This window comes from Arthrobacter sp. NPDC058288, assembly GCF_042880995.1.
Taxonomy (GTDB): Bacteria; Actinomycetota; Actinomycetes; order Actinomycetales; family Micrococcaceae; genus Arthrobacter.
Genome location: NZ_JBHVYH010000003.1, coordinates 346662 through 363690 on the forward strand (window position 1 = coordinate 346662; position 17029 = coordinate 363690).

A 17029-nucleotide genomic window follows, 5' to 3' on the forward strand; every position below is an offset into this window, starting at 1 on the left:
GGTTTTCCCCTAGTTTCCGACGGCGGTAGCGGCGTAGCGACTGGCAGGCCGTTCCAGGCCCAGCAGATCCCTGAAGGTCCCGTCCTGCGCCACCGGGGAGAGCGCTCCCCTGCGCCGCAGTTCCGGCAGCACCAGGCCCGACAGTTCTTCAAAGTCAGCGGCGAACGTTGCCGGATGCAGCCGGACCCCGTCCGCCACTTCGAGTAATTCGGTCAGCAGATCGGCCAGGGCAGTCGCAGATCCGGCAAAGCGTGCCCGCTGGGTGCCCCCAACGCCGGCCGGCCGGCCGGTAGCACGCTGTTGGTCCCCGAGCCGCGGGGCGGCGGCCTGACCGCGGGCGTCCAGAACGACGTCGAGCTCCACGACGACGGCGGGCGACCCGCCGCCCAGACGTTCCCGCACGTCACGGACTTCCTCCGCGAGGAGCTCTGCCGTCGGGGCGGAGACCAGGACTGCGTCCACCGCGGAGGGCTCCACCAGGCCTGCGCCCACGAGGGACGCCGGCACGAGCACCGGAAGCTGTCCCTGAAGCGGGCGGGGGATGATGGACGGGCCCTTGACCGAGTAGCCGGGGCCGTCGAAGTCCACGTAGTGCAGCTTTCCGGCGTCGAGGTAGCGGCCGCTGGCGACGTCCCGGATCACGGCGTCGTCCTCCCAGGAGTCCCAGAGCCTGCGGCTGACTTCGATGGACGCCGCGGCTTCCCGCGCAAGGCCGTCACCGGCAACGTACGAGCGCCCGACGGCGGCGGCCGCCGCGGGGTTGTCCCCTGCGGTTGCGATCCAGCCGGCACGGCCGCCGCTGACATAGTCAAGGCTGGCGAGCTGGGTGGAGGCGTGGAAGGGCTCGGTGTAGGCCGTGTCCACTTCCGGGATCAGGACAAGGGAGCGGGTCAGCGGCCCGGCGAACGCGGCGCGCTGCAGCGCGTTCAGCCGTCCCTGCGCCGGGGAATCGCTGAATGTCACGGCGTGGAAACCGGCCGACTCGGCGGCCAGCACGGCGGCGGCGAGTGCCGAAGCTCCCCCGGTAACGCCGTCGAGCTCGAGCGCCAGGAATCCCCAGCCTCCGGCGGTGTTGTTTGTGTTGCCCATCATGCCTCCTGACGTTCGGTGGGCGTCTGCTCGCCGGCTTCGACCGCTACCGGTAGCCGGTTCTCGGCGGGCGGCAGCGGGCATGTGGCCAGGTCTGTGTAGGCGCACGGTAGGTTCACGGCCCGGTTGAAGTCCAGGTGGACCGTGCCATCCGCTCCGGGTGCCGCAATGGTCAGCGAGCGGTTGGCTGCGTAGGTGGTCTTGCCGGACGTTTCATCCTTGAACAGCACGGACAGGCTGCCCGGTGCGTGGCCGTTGAATGCCGTCAGCGTCAGGTCCTTCCCGCCCAGCCAGAACCGGACCTGGCCGGGGGCTTCGTACACATGCTGGATGCCCTCGACGGCGGCGCCCACCGTCGTGGCGCGTGGTTCGTCGAACGGGACAAAGGTGCCCTCGATGGCGTAGGCGGGGTCCGGTGCGTACGCCGGCGTCCCCCGGTACTCCCGGAGCAGCGGATTGTCCGGGTGGCGGGGCCGGACGATGTATTCGCCGCCGCGTTTGGCGAGTTCGACGATGGTGTCCCCCGCCGCCAGGTTGATGCCGCCGCGTTCCGCGATGGGTCCGAACAGCACGGTGGTGCCGCCGCCGGCGCTCAGTTCCCTGCCGTCCTGCTGCAGGGTCTCGCCTTCCGACAAAACCAGGCGGACGGCGCCGCCCTCCACATTCCAGGTGCCGGGAACGCCGTCAAGCCGCGCGGGTTCCTCCCCGAGCCAGTGCAGGTGCGTCACCGCGAGGAAGCCGTGGGGATCGGCGCGGTGACGCTCATGGGCGGCGTGCCACTCGGCCCAGGCCGCGGCGAACGACGTTTCAGTGTGCGTAGACGTGGGCATGATCGCTCCTGTAGTTCTCGTGGTCGGCACTGACGGCAGCGGCCGCGTCCGGTTCGGTGGCTCCGGCTGACTCCGGACGGCCGCCGAAAGGATCCCCAGGTTCCCAGAGGCTCGTGGGCGCGGCCGCCCGGACCTTGGGGATGACCTCCAGGGCGAACCGCTCCAGGATGTCGAGCTGCTGTTCGAAGGGCAGGATGGTGGGCAGCGAGATGGACTGGAGGTCGTGGGCGTAAACCTCGTGGTAGCGAAGGATCTTGTCCGCCACCTGCTCCGGGCTGCCCACCAGGGCGGGTCCTTCCGCGACAGCGTGGTGGATGTCCCGGAACGGGGAGTTGTTGCCCGGCACGTTCCTGCCGAACTGCTTCTTGGCTTCCTGCGTGGTGTCCGCGATGAACACGCCGCCCGCGCCGCTGCCCGATCCGAGGTACTGGTGCCGCGGATCGTGCCCGTAACGTTCGTACTCTTCGCGGTAATGGTCGATCAGCACCTGGTAGTTCTCGCGTGGCTGGATGGCGTTGGCAGTGAACAGCGGATCACCCCACTTTGCCGCGAGTGCCGCGGAGGTCAGGGTGGTGGCTGAGCCGTGCCAGACACGGGGTGCGCCGGCGAAAGGCCGCGGCGTGGTGATGGTCGGTTCTGTCAGCGCGGAGCGGAATCTTCCGGTCCACGTGACGTTTTCCTCGGTCCACAGCCGGCGGAGCAGCCCGTACTTCTCCGCCAGGAGGTCCCATTGGTCCTCGAGGTCCAGGCCGAACAGCGGATACTGCAGAACTTCGTTGCCTTTGCCGATCACCAGTTCCAGCCGTCCCCGGCTCAGCTGGTCGATCGTGGCGTAGTCCTCCGCAACGCGCACGGGGTCAAGGACGGAGAGGACGGTCACCCCGCTTTGCAGCCGGATCCGGCTGGTGACAGCGGCGATGGCGGCAAGCACGGTGGTGGGCGACGACGAGATGAACTCCCCGGCGTGCCGCTCCCCCACCGAGAAGCTGTCGTACCCCAACTCCTCGGCGCGCTGCGCAGTCCGGACCACCTGGTTGAGCCGGTCAGCCGTCGAGACGATCGCCCCTGTGACCGGGTTCTTCAGGTGCGGGATGATGTCGAGGACCTGGAACTTCACTTGCCGGTCCCGAAGTTGGCCTCAGTCACGGTCTTGGACTCCGGCAGGGCTTCCTCGGACAGGCCCCAGCGTTCCAGGACCTTGCCGTAGGATCCGTCCTTGATGGCGGAGTTCAGCGCCTCGGTGATGACGGGCGCCAGCCCGTTGCCCTTGAGCGACGTAGCGGCCACCAGGGTTTCGGATGGCCAGCCGGCGTTGACCTTGCCCACGATCTTCAGGTCGTCCCGGGTATTCTCACGGTACGCCGTGGACGGGTAGGGCGCGATGTTCAGGTCGGTGCGGCCCGAGGACAGCGCCAGGATTGTGTCGGCGTCGGAGGAGTAGTACTGCAGCACCGCCGGCGCCTTGCCCTTGCCTTCGAGTTCCTTGTTCCACGCCAGCAGGATCTTCTCCTGGTTGGTGCCGGAGCCCACCGAAACCTTCAGGCCGGAGATGTCGTCCGCACCCTTGATGTCATAGCTGGAACTCTTCTTGGCTTCGAAGCCCATGTAGGCGGCCCGGTAGCTGGCGAAGTCGAACAGCTTCACGCGGGCGGCATTGATGCCCACGTTGGAGAACACGGCCTCGAAGTCGCCGGACTGGGTCTTCAGCGGCCAGTTCTCCCAGGAGGTGACCTGGATGTCGAGCTCGAGTCCCAGCTTGTCCGCCACCAGCTGGGCGATGTCCAGTTCGGAGCCGATGGGCGTCTTGTCGTCCGTGGCGTGGAAGGACAGCGGGATGGACCCGGCCGTGGTGGCCACGGTGAGCTTGCCGTCCTTGCCGATCAGCTCGGGGACCTTAGCGGCGAGCGCCGCGTCCTTCTCCGCGCGGATGCGCTGCTGGTCCGGTGAGGTGTTGTAGACGACGCCGTTGCGTGCCGCCGTCGTCGCCGGCTTATCTCCGGAGGCAGCTGCCCCCGGATCGGCGCAGCCGCTCAGCGCCAGGGTGCCGGACAGAGTTCCAAGAAGGACGACGACGGGCAGGGAGCGCGCTCGTGCCTTGCCTGTCATTGAAGCAACCCGTAGCCGGGTGTTGGTCGATGCCATGGAGGTTTCCTTAGATATTGAAGGCGGGTTCGATCACCTTGGAGAAGAAACTCCTGGTGCGTTCTTCCTGCGGTTTGGTGAAGATGTCCTGGGGCGCGCCCTGTTCCACGATCTGCCCCTGGTCCATGAAGACCACGGTGTCCGCCACGTCACGGGCGAAGCCCATTTCGTGGGTGACGATGATCAGGGTGGTCCCGGAGGTGGCCAGTTCGCGGATGACGTCCAGGACCTCGTTGACGAGTTCCGGGTCCAGCGCCGAGGTGGGCTCGTCAAAGAGGAGGATCTTGGGGTCCAGCGCCAGGGCCCGGGCAATCGCCACGCGCTGCTGCTGTCCCCCGGACAGCTGGCGCGGGTAGGCGCCGGCGCGGTCTTTGAGGCCAACCCTGTCCAGCAGTTCCAGCCCTCGTTCACGGGCTTCGGCCTTGGTCAGGCGCGGCTTGCCGGAGCGCGGTGCCACCACGGGCGCCTCGGTGACATTTTCCAATGCCGTGAGGTGCGGGAAGAGATTGAAGTTCTGGAACACCATGCCGGTTTCGGTGCGCTGCTTGAGGATGTCCTTCTCGCGCAGTTCATGGAGCCGCTTTCCGCGGACCTCATAGCCCACCAGTTCGCCGTCGATGGCGATGAACCCGCCGTCCACTTTTTCGAGGTGGTTGATGGTGCGCAGCAAGGTGGACTTGCCGGACCCGGACGGGCCCACGATGACGGCCACTCCGCCCGGTTCAACGGTCAGCGTGATGCCCTTGAGGACTTCAGTGGAGCCGAAGGATTTCCGGACCTTGGTGATTTCCACGAGCCCGCGGGTTGCTGCGGGTGCCGTTGGATGTTCTGGTGCAGCGACGGCCGTGCTCATCGGGCGCTCCTTGCTCGGTTGTCGGTAACGGCAGCGTGGGTGGCGAAGAACCTGCGGGCCTTCTGGAGCGGCGTCAGCGGGAGGGTCCGCACGGCGCCCTTCGAATAGTGCCGTTCGATGTAGTACTGGAAAACGCTGAGCACCGAGGTGATCACCACGTACCAGAGCGTGGCCACGAGGAGCAGCGGCAACACCTGCTGGGTGCGGTTGTAGATGACCTGGACGGTGTAGAACAGCTCCGAGTACGCCAGGACATAAACGATGGAGGTGCCCTTGACCAGGCCGATGATCTCGTTGAAGGCGGTGGGCAGGATGGCCCGCATGGCCTGCGGCAGGACGATCCTGGTAGAGCGCCGCCAGGCCGGGATGCCGAGCGCGGCTGCTGCTTCCAGCTGCCCCTGGTCCACCGAGAGGATGCCGCCGCGGATGATCTCCGCCGAGTAGGCCGCCTGGTTGAGCGTCAGGCCAAGGACGGCTGCCGCGAACTGGCTGATCAGCGTGGTGGTCTGGACTTCGAAGAAGCGGACGTCCGTGAAGGGAATTCCCAGGCTGATCTTCTCGTAGAGGTAGCCCAGGTTGTACCAGAGGAGCATCTGCACCAGGAGCGGGGTGGAGCGGAAGATCCAGGAGAAGGTCCAGGACACCGAGACCAGCAGCGGGGAAGCGGAGAGGCGCATCAGTGCGAGGATGAAGCCCAGGATGAACCCGAGGGCACCGGAGATGGCGGTCAGCTTGAGCGTTTCCACCAGCCCGTTGACCACGGACTGAGCGGTGAACCACTGGGCCACCACCCCCCATTCCCAGCGCGGGTTCGTGGCCAGGGACCACGCCACCGCGGCCACGCCGAGCGCCACTACTGCAGTGCCCACCCAGCGCCACGGGTGGCGGGACGGGACCAGCCGGTAGTCGGCGTAGTCGGTGGCGGGTCCGCGGGACTGCGGGTTCTCGGGTCCCCGGGGTCCGCCCTGTTCCGCGGACGGGCCGGGGTTGGAAACGCTTGCGTCGGTTCCGGCGGACGCCGGCCCTGCTGCGGACTGCGCTGCCCGGGTTGCTGTTGAACTCATGCGCCACCTCGCTTCTTGTTTTGCTGGATTGGTTTACCGCGTTCGGATTGCTGCAAATCTAGGGACGCCGGAAAGCGGCAGCAAGGCGGCATGTTGCATTGCTTCACGGAGGTTCTCACGGCGTCATGAGTCGCTTTCTTGCGCGGATTTACGCGCTGTTACGCGGCGTGAACGGCCGTGACCCGAGCCTCGACCGCGCTCTGCCGGGCTGCCTAGCATGAGGCGAAAACCCGGTCCCGGACCACCCCGCCTGAACAGGAGCCCAGCCGTGCCAACGAACATCCCTACCGTGGCCTTTGTGGGCGGCGGTCCCCGGACGGCCGGCGTCCTGGAACGCCTCGCGGCCAACCGGCCGGAACTGTTTGCCCGGCCGCTGGCCGTCCATGTCATCGAGCCCCACGTTCCCGGCTCCGGCAGGATCTGGCGCTATGACCAGCACCCCGGCCTGCTGCTCAACTCCGCGGCAGCGGACATCACCATGTTCACCGATGTCTCCGTAACGTGCGAGGGCCCCGCCGCCGACGGCCCCGGACTCGACGGGTGGGCTGCCGGTGTGCTGGATGGCAGCATTACCGACGTTCCCCCGCTCCCGACTGAACTTCAACGCCAGCTGCGCGCCCTGACCGGCGCCACGTTTCCCACGCGCCAGCTGCAGAGCGTCTACCTTGAGTGGTTCTTCCGCCGGGCGGTTTCCGCGCTGGGCCCCGACATCGCAGTCACTGTCCACCGGGACACCGCGGTCCGGATCGATTCCGACGGGGACGACGGCACCGGCGCGTACCGTGTCACGCTCGCCGGCGGCGGGACCGTTGACGCCGACGTCGTGGTTTCCGCCCTTGGCCACACCGATTCACTGCCGGACGAGGCGTCCGCGGGTCTCGCCGGCTTCGCGGCCCGGCACGGTCTCTTCCATGCCGAACCCAGCTACACCACCGACGTCGACTATTCAGCGCTGGCCCCCGCCCAGGACGTGATCGTCTCGGGCATGGGGCTGGCATTCGTGGACCTGGTGGTCCTGCTGACCGAAGGCCGGGGAGGCCGGTTCGAGGAAACGCCCGACGGCGGTCTGGCGTACGTTGCATCCGGCGCGGAACCGCGGCTTTGGGCCGGTTCGCGGCGCGGAGTTCCGTACCATTCCAAGATTTCCTCCACCCTCCGCGGTGAAGCGCCCGGTGGTCCCCGCTTCTTCACGGCCGCCGCCGTGCAGGACTTGCTGGCCCGGCACGGGGAACTGGACTTCCGGACCCACCTCTGGCCGTTGATCGCCAAGGACGCCGGGTATGGCTACTTCCGCGAGCTCTTCACGGGCTACCCGGAGCGCGTGAGGATCGACTGGGACGAATTTTCGGACCGGTTCGGCACACTGGACTGGTACAGCCCCGAACGCGAACGGCTGGTTCGCGAATCGGTTCCGGACACGGCGTTCCACCTGGACTTCGAGCAGCTGGACCATCCGTTTGCCGGGCGTGACTTCGCCGGACACGACGACGTGCAGCGCGCCGTGGCGGCTTACATCGAGCACGACCTCCGGCTCCGGACCAGCCCGGACCACTCGGAGACGCTGGCCCTGTTCATCGCGCTGCTGAAGGTGTACATGGAGCTGGGGCGGCTGGTGCCGGCGGAACGGCTGAATGCGCGGTCGCAACAGGCGGTCCAGGGCTGGTGGCACGGGTTCTTCAGCTTCGTGGACTCCGGACCGCCGCCGCAGCGCCTGCGGGAACTGCTGGCTCTCCACCGGGCAGGGCTGCTGCAGTTCCTCGGGCCGGGGCTGGAAATTGTGCCCGACGAGGCATCCGGGCGGTTCGTGGCTGTGTCCGCGCATAGCGGGGTGCGGGTACCGGCTGCGGCTTTGGTCGAAGCGCGCCTGCCTGCCCCCGCGGTGTCCGGCTCGGCAAATCCCCTGCTCCGGCATCTGCACAGCTCCGGGCTGGGCAGCGAGCAGGCGGTCCTCACAGCCGTTGGACTCCACGCAACCGGGCGGCTGCTGGTCTCCGCGGCCGGTGAGCTCGTCAGCGCGGTGGGCGAACCGAACGGCAGGCTGTTCGCCGTCGGCCCCCACACCTCTGGTTGGGGCGCCGGAGCCTTTGCGCGGCCCGGGACGAACGCCGCACCGTTCCGGGAGAACGATGCGCTGGCCCGGCGGGTCCTTCGCTTGCTGGCTGAAGACCCGCATGACGGAGTAGGACCCGAACCCGGCGATCGTGGACGCCGTGACGTTGAAGCGGCGGCTGTTGCGGCCGCCTCGGGAAAGGCCCAGCCATGGAACAACTAACCGTCCCGCCGGCGTCGTTGCCGGCACCCGCCCCCTTGGAGGCGTCAGCCCTGACCGTGCTGAACCTGCCGATGCATGACGCCCGGGTCCGGCCGCTGCTGGACGAGCTCGCCCAGGAGTACGACACCCGGTATGGCGATTTGTTTGGCCGTAAGGCCGCGGCCGAAGAACTCAACCGCTACCCTGCGGCGGAATTCGCCGCGCCGGGAGGGGCGCTGCTAATCGTCCAGGAAAACGGAGAGTCCGTGGCGGGCGGGGCTTTCCGGCGGCACGGGCCGGGGACAGCCGAATTCAAACGGATCTGGACGCACTCGGCACACCGCCGTCGCGGGCTGGCCCGGTTCGTGCTCGCTGAGCTTGAGGCCCTGGCAGTCCGCCGGTGCTACAGCCAGGTGTACCTGACCACGGGTCTGCGACAGCCCGAAGCGAAGCATCTCTACCTTAACTCCGGGTACGAGCCACTGTTCGATGTGGCCGCCGATCCCGAAACCATCAAGTTCCTGGCATTCAGCAAAGATCTGGGCACCCGCGGCTAAGCTATCGGCATGGCCATCAAATCCACCGCAGATAAAGTCGCCACCATCCAGAAGGGCTACACCCTGGACGGCGCCACGATCGAGCTGGGGGCCGCGATCGTCGACGGCGAACTCCACAAGGATGCCCCCGTCCGGCTGCCCCTGGCCATGATGAACCGGCACGGGCTGGTGGCCGGCGCAACAGGCACAGGCAAGACCGTCACGCTCCACATGATGGCGGAGCAGCTGTCCACAGCCGGGGTGCCGGTGTTCCTCGCCGACATCAAGGGCGACCTTTCCGGGCTGGCCACCGCCGCCACCGGCAGCGAGAAACTGAAAGCGCGCACGGACAGCATCGGCCAGGCCTGGGCGGGCAAGACTTTTCCGGTGGAGTTCCTGGCTCTTGGCGGTGACGGAAACGGCATCCCTGTCCGGGCCACCATCACGTCCTTCGGCCCCATTCTGCTCTCGCGCATTATGGAGCTCAACGACACCCAGGAATCCAGCCTGCAGCTCGTCTTCCACTTTGCGGACAAGAACAACCTGGAACTGATCGACCTCAAGGACCTCAGGGCGGTCATCCAGTTCCTCACCTCGGACGCGGGCAAGGACGAGCTTGAGGCGCTGGGCGGTCTCTCCAAGGCGACGGCCGGCGTCATCCTCCGCGAACTGGTGAACCTTGAGGCCCAGGGCATGGAAGCTTTCTTCGGCGAACCCGAATTCGACACCGCCGAACTGCTGCGTACCGCCCCTGACGGCCGTGGCGTCATCACCTGCCTGGAACTGCCCACCCTGCAGACCAAACCCATGGTGTTCTCCACTTTCCTCATGTGGCTGCTCGCAGACCTGTTCGAGGACCTGCCCGAAGCCGGGGACCTGGACAAGCCCAAGCTGGTCTTCTTCCTCGACGAGGCCCACCTGCTCTTCAACGACGCTTCCAAGGCGTTCCTGGAGGCGATTACCACCACTGTCCGGCTCATCCGTTCCAAGGGTGTGGGTATCTTCTTTGTCACCCAGACGCCCAAGGACGTGCCGGCCGAGGTCCTCGGTCAGCTGGCGAACCGCATCCAACACGCCCTGCGCGCGTTCACCCCGGAAGACGCCAAGGCCCTGAAAGCCACCGTGTCCACGTTCCCGGTGAGCGATTACGACCTCGAGGAAACGCTGACCTCGGCCGGCATCGGTGAAGCCGTCATCACGGTGATGAATGAAAAGGGCGCCCCCACCCCGGTGGCATTGACCCGGCTCCGGGCCCCGGAGTCAGTGATGGGCCCCAGCACCGAGGACCTCGTCAAGAGCACTGTGGCCGGTTCCGCGCTGCTCGTGAAATACGGCACGGCCGTGGACAACGTCTCCGCATACGAGAAGATCTCCGGAAAGAGCGCCGCGTCCACCGGGGCGGCAGCCCCGGGCCAGCCTCCGAGTCCGAACGCGGACATTTTTGTGCCCAACAGCCCCGGGCCCGGAAGCCCTGTTCCCGGAACCGCGGACCAGGCCGCTGTGGATGCCGAAGCCCGGCGCATCGAGGAAGAAATCCTGGGCCGCCCCAGCAGCAGGCCCGCCCCGGCACCGGAACGGCCCCGCAGCGGCGGACGCACAGTGCCGAAAACCCGCAAGGAGCCAGGCGGGGGCATGGTCGACGACCTTGCCGGAGCCCTGGGCGGTGCGCTGGGCGGCGGCCTCAAAAGCATGGCCCGCTCGCTCGGCACGCAGCTGGGCCGGGAGCTGTTGAGGGGCGTCTTCGGCACGTCCTCCCGGCGCCGCCGCTAGCGCCGCCGCGGGGTCCGGCCAGCCGCCGTCGGACTGTCTGACAGCCGCCGGGCGGCGTCATGCTTGGGGTCGCCCGCACCTGCTTTCACGCGCCTTGCAGGTAACGTAAGGTGCGTGCAGATGAGTCAAGCGTTGGTGAGGATCGCGGCCGGATGGCTGCTGGGCCTGATGCTTGCCATCGCCGGAGCCATCGTCGCGGTCAACCTGGTGAACGCCTCGGTAGCGAGTCCCGAGCAGCCGGTACGCGAATATCTGGACGCTTTGCAGAAGGGTGAGGGCGAGAAAGCACTCGGCCTCCTGCGCGCCTCCGTACCGGAAAGCGACGCAGCCATGCTGGACGGAACGGCCCTGCAAACGGCGGCTTCCCGGGTGACGAACGTGAAGTTCGGCGAGACCCAGGAACGGCCGGGGAACCAGGTCATGGTTCCGATGGACTACACCATTGACGGGAGCAGGCTCAGCACCGAGTTCCTGCTGGAGCGGACCGGGACCGAATGGCTTTTCTTCAACAAGTGGGCGTTCGTGCCGGCCAAGCTTCCCGTCCTGGAAGTCACAGTGGTCAACTCCAACCAGGCCACCCTCAACGGTATTCCGGTGAACATGCCCAACGGCCGCAATTCCTTCGCCGTCTTTTATCCCGGTGAGTACGAGGCCAGCCTGAACGGCGAGTACTTCTCAGCCCCGGCCAGCCGAGCCACGGTGTCCGGACGTGATGTTCCCACGGCCCCGCTAAGCCTCCTGACGGAAGCCACCCCCGCGCTGAAGGACGCCGTGGGCGCCAAGGTCAAGGAATTCCTGGATACCTGCGCCGCGGAAGCCGTCAAGGAGCAGAAACTCCAGCCCGATTGCCCGTTCTACCACGCCACGTTCAACAGGGTGACGCCGGGAACCATTAACTGGAGCATCAGCGAGTACCCGAAGGTATCCATCGAGCCCTTTGGCGGCCGCTGGGTGGTGGCACCGCTGGACGGGAAGGCCCGGTTGAAGGCACAGCAAACCGATCTGTTCACCGGCATCGTCAGCGACCTGGATGTGGAGCACGACTTCAGCTTCACCACCCGCCTGGACGTTGACGGAGACACGATCCGGGTCACGCCGCTCCTCAGCTACTAGGCGCCGGCGCAGGTCACGCGTCACGCCGCGGCGTCCGCAGGCCTCCTTAACACCAGAAGGCTGCGGCACGTGACGCCTGGTCACGGGCCGCAGCCTTCAGTAGTGCTTTGGGGAGGACCTCAGTCCATGCCGCGGAGGTCCAGGACCAGCTCGGTGTCGCCGTCGGCCTGCAACACCACCGGGATGCCCCAGTCCTGCTGGTACAGGTGGCAGGCAGCGTGGTCGGGGATCTCGCCGTCAGCCGTTTCCGGGCCGTCGCAAGCGGCGGCGCGCGCCGTAATGTGCAGGACGCCCTCCGGAACGTCGGAGGAGAGCTCCAGCGTCCGCTGCAGGCCCACTGATGTGCCGCCGCCCGCAACCAGCAGTTCGGGCGGGGTGGAGGAGATCTTCAGCTGCGTAGGGTCGCCCCAGCGGTCGTCCAGCTTTTGCCCGGTGGGCGCCGTGAAGCGGACCGTGAGCTCCAGCGTTCCGGGGGCGACGGGGCTCTTGGGCCGGTGCGTCTGGACGGCTCCCTCGTCCACCTGCTGCGCTTCCTTGGGGATGGGCACGTAGATCAGCTGGTGCTTGTTGGCTTCCACCACCACCAGCAGCGGCTCGGAGCCGGCAGTGTGCGTGTGGTCCACAATCACGTCGGACGGCTCGGAGAGCCCGCGGGCGAGCGTCGACACGGTACCGGTGGCGGGATCGTAGCGGCGCACGGCACCGTTGTAGGTGTCCGCGATGGCAACGGATCCGTCAGGCAGAACGGTGACGCCGAGCGGGTGCTGCAGCCTTGCCTCCGTGGCCGGCCCGTCACGGAAGCCGAAGTCGAACAGGCCCTTGCCGACGGCGGATTCCACGGTGACTGTACCGTCGTCGTCGATCACCAGTTTGCGCAGGGCGGAGGTCTCCGAGTCCGCCACCCAGATGTTGCCGTCGGCGTCTTCGGCCAGGCCGGACGACTGGGCGAACCAGGCCTCGTGGGCGGCACCGTCCAGGAGCCCTTCCAGGCCGTTTCCGGCCAGGATTGATACGCCTCCGGAGATCGGGTCGAAGCTGAAGATCTGGTGGACTCCGGCCATGGCAACCACCACGGCGTTGAGTTTGGCGGACCAGACGACGTCCCACGGCGAGCTCAGCGCTACGTCCAGGGGATGGTCGCTGAGGCGTCCGGTGAAGCCTGCGGCGTCCTCGTCCACGCGCGCCGGCCCTGTCTCGAGCAGGCGCTGCACGCCGCTGCCGGCGAGCGTGGTGACGGTTCCGTCCGCGAGGGACAGCCCGCGCAGGCGGTGGTTGACGGAGTCGGCAATCACGACGTCGTAGCCCGTCTTCGCGGCCACGTCCTCCGGCAGGAGGACAAGGCCCTGCGGTTCGTTGAACTGTGCGGTGGCCTTGACGGAGTCGACGTCGGCGCCGGGGCCGTCGGCGTGGCCCTTCGTTCCGGAACCGTAGGTGCGCAGGACCGTGTGGAAGTCCGTGTCCAGCTCCACCAGGCGGTGGTGGCCGGTATCCGTGACGAGCCAGGAGCCTGCGTCGGGCGCGGCACCGTCGGACGTCTTGTTGGAGCGGGTGCCGCGGCCGGCCGGAAGGTAAAGGGCCTTGCCCGGGAACCGCAACGTGCCCGACGTCGGCTCCGGGGCAACGTACGGACCGTTGCCGCGGTGCAGGGTCCCTTTGGCCTCGTGCTGGGCAATGAGTTCCGGGATCAGTACGGACAGGCCGTCAGCGTGGCCTTCGCCGGACAGGTGCGCCACGATGTAGCCCTCGGGGTCGATGACCACCAGGGTGGGCCAGGCGCGGGCCGTGTACGCCTTCCAGGTCTCCAGCTCGGGATCGTCCAGGACGGGGTGGTGGATCTCGTAGCGCTCCACGGCGGCGGCGAGGGCGACCGGATCGGCCTCGTGCTCGAACTTCGGGGAATGCACGCCCACCGTCACCAGGACGTCGGAGTACTTCTCTTCCAGCGGGCGCAGCTCATCGAGAACGTGCAGGCAGTTGATGCAGCAGAAGGTCCAGAAGTCCAGGAGCACGATCTTGCCGCGCAGGGCTTCCAGGTCCAGCGACTTCCCGCCGGTGTTCAGCCAGTTGCGGCCCACCAGTTCAGAGGCGCGGACCCGGAGGTGGGTGCGTACGGTTTCGCTCATCAGCGTCCTTCCAGCTTTGAGTTGCGTTCAGCCAGCTTGGCGTCGCGTTCAGCCAATTTGGCAAACATATCGTTGTAAGCAGTGAGATCGGCGTCGTTATTCCTGTCCGCCGCCCGGTCGGTCCGTTTGGACTCCCGTGCATCCGAACGGGACCACATGATGGCGACGCCGATGGCCACCAGGAGCGTGGGCACTTCGCCGATGCCCCAGGCCACTGCCCCGCCCATCTGCTGGTCCAGCAGCGCGGAGGGTCCCCAGGCGCGGCCCAGGTTGCCGAAGTAGTCCGCAGCCAGCAGGTTGGTGCCGCCCATGATCGCGACGCCGAAGAAGGCGTGGAAGCCCATGGTGGCCAGGAGAAGCAGCAGCCGCATGGGGTACGGCGCGCGGCGGGGCAGCGGGTCCGTGCCGATCATGGTCAGGACGAAGATGTAGCCGGTAAGGGCGAAGTGCAGGTTCATGAGTTCGTGGCCCACGTGGTCGCGCATGGCGTAGCCGAACGCATCCGAATAGTAGAAGAGCACGATGGAACCGGCAAAGTTGGCCGCGGCGAAGAGCGGGTGCGTGACCAGCTGGGAGAACTTGGAGTGCACAAACAGCAGCAGCCATTCACGCAGGCCCCGCGAGCCGTCTCCGCGAGCCGGCAGGGCGCGCAGTGCGAGCGTCACGGGCGCGCCAAGCACCAGGAAGATCGGCGCCACCATGGTCAGCGCCATGTGGTCCACCATGTGCGCGGAGAACAGCACCCGGCCGTAGACCGACGGCGGTCCGGAGGTGATGTAGGTGAGGACCAGGAGCCCGATCACCCAGTTGATGCTGCGGAACCAGGACCACTTGTCGCCCCGGCGCCGGACCTTGGCCACCCCAAGGAAATACGAGACCAGGCCGACGGCGGCCACGGCGATCCAGAGCCAGTCGAGGCGCCATTCCGTGAGCCAGCGCTCCGGGGTCAGTTCAGGCGGCAGTTCGTAGCCGGAGAGAATGAAGGCCGGTGAGGCGTCCGGAGCGAAGGTGGTGGGCTGCGGCGGAGCTGAGCGGCCCAGCGCAACGGCGATGCCTGAGGTCGCTCCCATGATCAGCAGTTCGGCGACGACAAGCTGCCACAGCACCCGTCGCGATGACAGGGCGCCGCCCTTGCGGTTCAGTTGCGGGATGACCCATTGGCGGTGCATCAGTCCGATGCCGCCGAGCATCAGGGTGGCCGTGGCCTTGGCAAGCACCATCTGCCCGTAGGCGGATCCGAAAAGGTCGTGCCAGTTGGTGATCCGGATGCTCGCGTTGATGATGCCGGAGGCGAACACCAGGACAAAGGCGAATCCGGCCAAGGAGGAGAAGCGGCGGAGCGTGGGCTCGGTGATGTCCGCCTTGCCGGCTACTTTGGCACCGGGGTTGGCGCCCGCGCCGGTGCCCGTCAGGAGGCCGGACAGGACGGCCAGCATGATGATGCCGCCTACCCAGGCGGACACCCCCACCAGGTGCAGCGCCAGGGAGTTGATGGCGCCTTCATGGTCGCTGGAACTTGAGGAGTGGCCGATGAGCGCGATGGGCACCATGCCCGCCAGCGACAGCACCAGAGTGATCGCCAGGCCGGTCAGAGACCTCACCCCGAACAGGGCGGTTGTCACCACGGCAGCAACGATGGTCACGGTCAGCCAGGCACGGCCGGTTTCGATGTCCGTCATGAAGTAGACCAGTGCGCGGGTGAACTCCGCATCTCCGGAGAGCGATTGGCCAGCCACGTCCGAATAGGTGAGCACCAGCACTGCGATCGCTGACAGCGTCCACGCTGCGCCTGCAGCTGCCGCCACGGCCAGTGCACGGGAGAACGCCGGGTGCTCTGGTGTGGCGGTGTCCTTGGACCGGGAACCGTTGGCATTGCGCGGCAGGATGCCGACGGCGAAAATCAGGCCACCAATCACTGTGGCCAGCGAGACGTTGTGAACGGCTTTACTGACGGGCAGTCCCCAGCGGACCAGGGCCCCGGGATCAGACACCTCGCGTGCGGCAGCCGCTCCGGAGAACAGGAGCGCCGCTGCCAGCCCTAGGAAGAGCGCCGCAATACCGGCGAACTGCCACGGCCGGGAAATACCCGCAGCGCCCACAGAGACCCCCGTCTTTCCCTGAGTGGGGGAAGGCGGCGGAAGGGTGGGGCGGGATTTTGCTGCTGAGGGCACCTATCCATTGTCCGCTACGGCTGCCTGCGCCGCGAATCGACGGGTTGAACGCAAAGGGAGCGGCAACCCGTAGGTTGCCGCTCCCTTTCAAGCGTTGGACGCCGGATGCTACTTCTTGGAGACAGCAGCCTTCAGCTTGGAGCCCGCGGTCAGCTTGACGCTGTGGCCAGCGGCGATCTGGATGGTCTCGCCGGTCTGCGGGTTGCGGCCCGTACGGGCTGCACGGTCGGTGCGCTCAACTGCGAGCCAGCCCGGGATGGTGATCTTCTCGCCCGCGGCGACAGAGGTCTCGAAAACCTCGAACAGTGCATCGAGCACGGAGTTGACGGCTGCCTGGCTGGTGCCGGCCTTGCCTGCTACCTCTGCAACAAGTTCACTACGGTTCTTAGCCATTTATGTCCTCCTGGACGGTCATGATTTCTGGAGCCTGAACGCGGCATGCGCACAAGCCACTGTTCGAAAACTTACCAGCTTGCCGCGGTCAGGTCCGCAAATTCCGCGTGTTTCCGCCATTTTTTGAGGTAAATCACCGGTTTTGAGGCCTTTTGACCCCGTATTTCGCCATCAGCGGACGGCCGCCCGAGCCGGCTCGGGGACGGACGATGGACGCTCGGTCAGTTGTTGGCGGTTGTTCGCGGACGCTCGCTCAGTCTTGGTGGTGTTCGACGGCGGTGGCCGGCCCGGGTGCTGCCGGCCCGTGTGGCGGGTCCTGGTGCGTGGCACGTGTGGCGGGTGGGGTGGTTAAAGTGGGAGAGCCCCAACCGTGTGGTTGGGGCTCTCGACCTGAATGGTGTTCCGGCGGTGACCTACTCTCCCACACCCTCCCGGGTGCAGTACCATCGGCGCTGTGGGTCTTAGCTTCCGGGTTCGGAATGGGACCGGGCGTTTCCCCCACGCTATGACCGCCGTAACCCTTGCTCCGCACCGGCCGCCCCTGGGGGTGGTGGTGGGAAAACTGGTGGTTACAACTGTGGTGTTGTTATGTAGTTGTTTTGGTTCTCAAGCAACGGGTTTGTTGGTTGGGAACCACATAGTGGACGCAAGCAGTCTTGTTCTCTTCGTACCATTGTTTGGTGTGAACCCCTTT

The 17029-nt window shown here is 66.9% G+C and carries 13 protein-coding genes and 1 rRNA gene; 4 read left to right on the forward strand and 10 right to left on the reverse strand.

Translation table 11 applies throughout. The annotated features are described in order from the left end of the window. Nucleotides 1-9: 9 nt before the first annotated feature. From ACFVWT_RS12590 to ACFVWT_RS12615, 6 genes are read right to left on the reverse strand one after another with little or no spacing between them, the layout of a single operon-like run. Nucleotides 10-1089: an LLM class flavin-dependent oxidoreductase gene (locus ACFVWT_RS12590; RefSeq protein ID WP_390248210.1), complete on the reverse strand. Its 1080-nt coding sequence runs from the start codon at nt 1087-1089 to the stop codon at nt 10-12. Next, nucleotides 1089-1919, reverse strand: a complete 831-nt coding sequence (locus ACFVWT_RS12595; protein ID WP_390248167.1) for a DUF1684 domain-containing protein — start codon at nt 1917-1919, stop codon at nt 1089-1091. The genes ACFVWT_RS12590 and ACFVWT_RS12595 overlap by 1 nt, the downstream gene beginning before the upstream one ends. Next, nucleotides 1897-3036 carry an LLM class flavin-dependent oxidoreductase gene (locus ACFVWT_RS12600; RefSeq protein ID WP_390248169.1) on the reverse strand — a complete coding sequence of 380 codons (1140 nt, stop codon included), beginning with the start codon at nt 3034-3036 and terminating at the stop codon, nt 1897-1899. Before ACFVWT_RS12600 ends, ACFVWT_RS12595 begins: the two co-directional genes overlap by 23 nt. After that, on the reverse strand, nt 3033-4061 hold the full coding sequence (locus tag ACFVWT_RS12605) for a transporter substrate-binding domain-containing protein (RefSeq protein ID WP_390248171.1): 1029 nt from the start codon (nt 4059-4061) through the stop codon (nt 3033-3035). Before ACFVWT_RS12605 ends, ACFVWT_RS12600 begins: the two co-directional genes overlap by 4 nt. Nucleotides 4062-4071: 10 nt before the next feature. Then, the gene (locus tag ACFVWT_RS12610) at nt 4072-4914 is read right to left on the reverse strand and encodes an amino acid ABC transporter ATP-binding protein (protein WP_390248173.1); all 843 of its coding nucleotides are present in this window, start codon (nt 4912-4914) and stop codon (nt 4072-4074) included. Continuing rightward, entirely contained in the window at nt 4911-5978 is a 1068-nt protein-coding gene (locus ACFVWT_RS12615) for an amino acid ABC transporter permease (protein WP_390248175.1), read from the reverse strand. The genes ACFVWT_RS12610 and ACFVWT_RS12615 overlap by 4 nt, the downstream gene beginning before the upstream one ends. Before the next feature lie 268 nt (nt 5979-6246). On the opposite strand from ACFVWT_RS12615, the gene ACFVWT_RS12620 reads away from it, so the two are divergent. The 4 genes from ACFVWT_RS12620 to ACFVWT_RS12635 all read left to right on the forward strand — a co-directional run bounded on the left by ACFVWT_RS12620 (nt 6247) and on the right by ACFVWT_RS12635 (nt 11648). Further along, nucleotides 6247-8250, forward strand: a complete 2004-nt coding sequence (locus tag ACFVWT_RS12620) for an FAD/NAD(P)-binding protein (protein WP_390248177.1) — start codon at nt 6247-6249, stop codon at nt 8248-8250. After that, complete coding sequence (locus tag ACFVWT_RS12625) at nt 8238-8786, forward strand: GNAT family N-acetyltransferase (protein WP_390248179.1); 549 nt, start codon at nt 8238-8240, stop codon at nt 8784-8786. Before ACFVWT_RS12620 ends, ACFVWT_RS12625 begins: the two co-directional genes overlap by 13 nt. A gap of 9 nt (nt 8787-8795) precedes the next feature. After that, complete coding sequence (locus ACFVWT_RS12630) at nt 8796-10535, forward strand: helicase HerA-like domain-containing protein (protein ID WP_390248181.1); 1740 nt, start codon at nt 8796-8798, stop codon at nt 10533-10535. Between the two features lie 120 nt (nt 10536-10655). Continuing rightward, a complete protein-coding gene (locus ACFVWT_RS12635; protein WP_390248183.1) occupies nt 10656-11648 on the forward strand; it encodes a hypothetical protein in 993 nt (330 codons plus the stop codon). Between the two features lie 119 nt (nt 11649-11767). On the opposite strand, the gene ACFVWT_RS12640 is transcribed toward ACFVWT_RS12635, so the two are convergent. From ACFVWT_RS12640 to rrf, 4 genes are all read right to left on the reverse strand, one after another. After that, a complete protein-coding gene (locus ACFVWT_RS12640) occupies nt 11768-13771 on the reverse strand; it encodes an NHL domain-containing thioredoxin family protein (RefSeq protein ID WP_390248185.1) in 2004 nt (667 codons plus the stop codon). Further along, on the reverse strand, nt 13771-15942 hold the full coding sequence (locus tag ACFVWT_RS12645; protein ID WP_390248187.1) for a cytochrome c oxidase assembly protein: 2172 nt from the start codon (nt 15940-15942) through the stop codon (nt 13771-13773). Before ACFVWT_RS12645 ends, ACFVWT_RS12640 begins: the two co-directional genes overlap by 1 nt. 108 nt (nt 15943-16050) lie before the next feature. After that, on the reverse strand, nt 16051-16335 hold the full coding sequence (locus tag ACFVWT_RS12650; protein ID WP_011693739.1) for an HU family DNA-binding protein: 285 nt from the start codon (nt 16333-16335) through the stop codon (nt 16051-16053). A 400-nt stretch (nt 16336-16735) separates the two neighbouring features. Next, a 5S ribosomal RNA gene (gene rrf, locus ACFVWT_RS12655) occupies nt 16736-16852 on the reverse strand. Nucleotides 16853-17029: the final 177 nt, after the last annotated feature.

Coding starts and splice junctions, on each gene's coding strand:
- ACFVWT_RS12615 (WP_390248175.1), bottom strand. CDS start 5,978: ATGAGTTCAACAGCAACCCGGGCAGCGCAGTCCGCAGCAGGGCCGGCG.
- ACFVWT_RS12605 (WP_390248171.1), bottom strand. CDS start 4,061: ATGGCATCGACCAACACCCGGCTACGGGTTGCTTCAATGACAGGCAAG.
- ACFVWT_RS12590 (WP_390248210.1), bottom strand. CDS start 1,089: ATGGGCAACACAAACAACACCGCCGGAGGCTGGGGATTCCTGGCGCTC.
- ACFVWT_RS12635 (WP_390248183.1), top strand. CDS start 10,656: ATGAGTCAAGCGTTGGTGAGGATCGCGGCCGGATGGCTGCTGGGCCTG.
- ACFVWT_RS12630 (WP_390248181.1), top strand. CDS start 8,796: ATGGCCATCAAATCCACCGCAGATAAAGTCGCCACCATCCAGAAGGGC.
- ACFVWT_RS12650 (WP_011693739.1), bottom strand. CDS start 16,335: ATGGCTAAGAACCGTAGTGAACTTGTTGCAGAGGTAGCAGGCAAGGCC.
- ACFVWT_RS12610 (WP_390248173.1), bottom strand. CDS start 4,914: ATGAGCACGGCCGTCGCTGCACCAGAACATCCAACGGCACCCGCAGCA.
- ACFVWT_RS12625 (WP_390248179.1), top strand. CDS start 8,238: ATGGAACAACTAACCGTCCCGCCGGCGTCGTTGCCGGCACCCGCCCCC.
- ACFVWT_RS12640 (WP_390248185.1), bottom strand. CDS start 13,771: ATGAGCGAAACCGTACGCACCCACCTCCGGGTCCGCGCCTCTGAACTG.
- ACFVWT_RS12595 (WP_390248167.1), bottom strand. CDS start 1,919: ATGCCCACGTCTACGCACACTGAAACGTCGTTCGCCGCGGCCTGGGCC.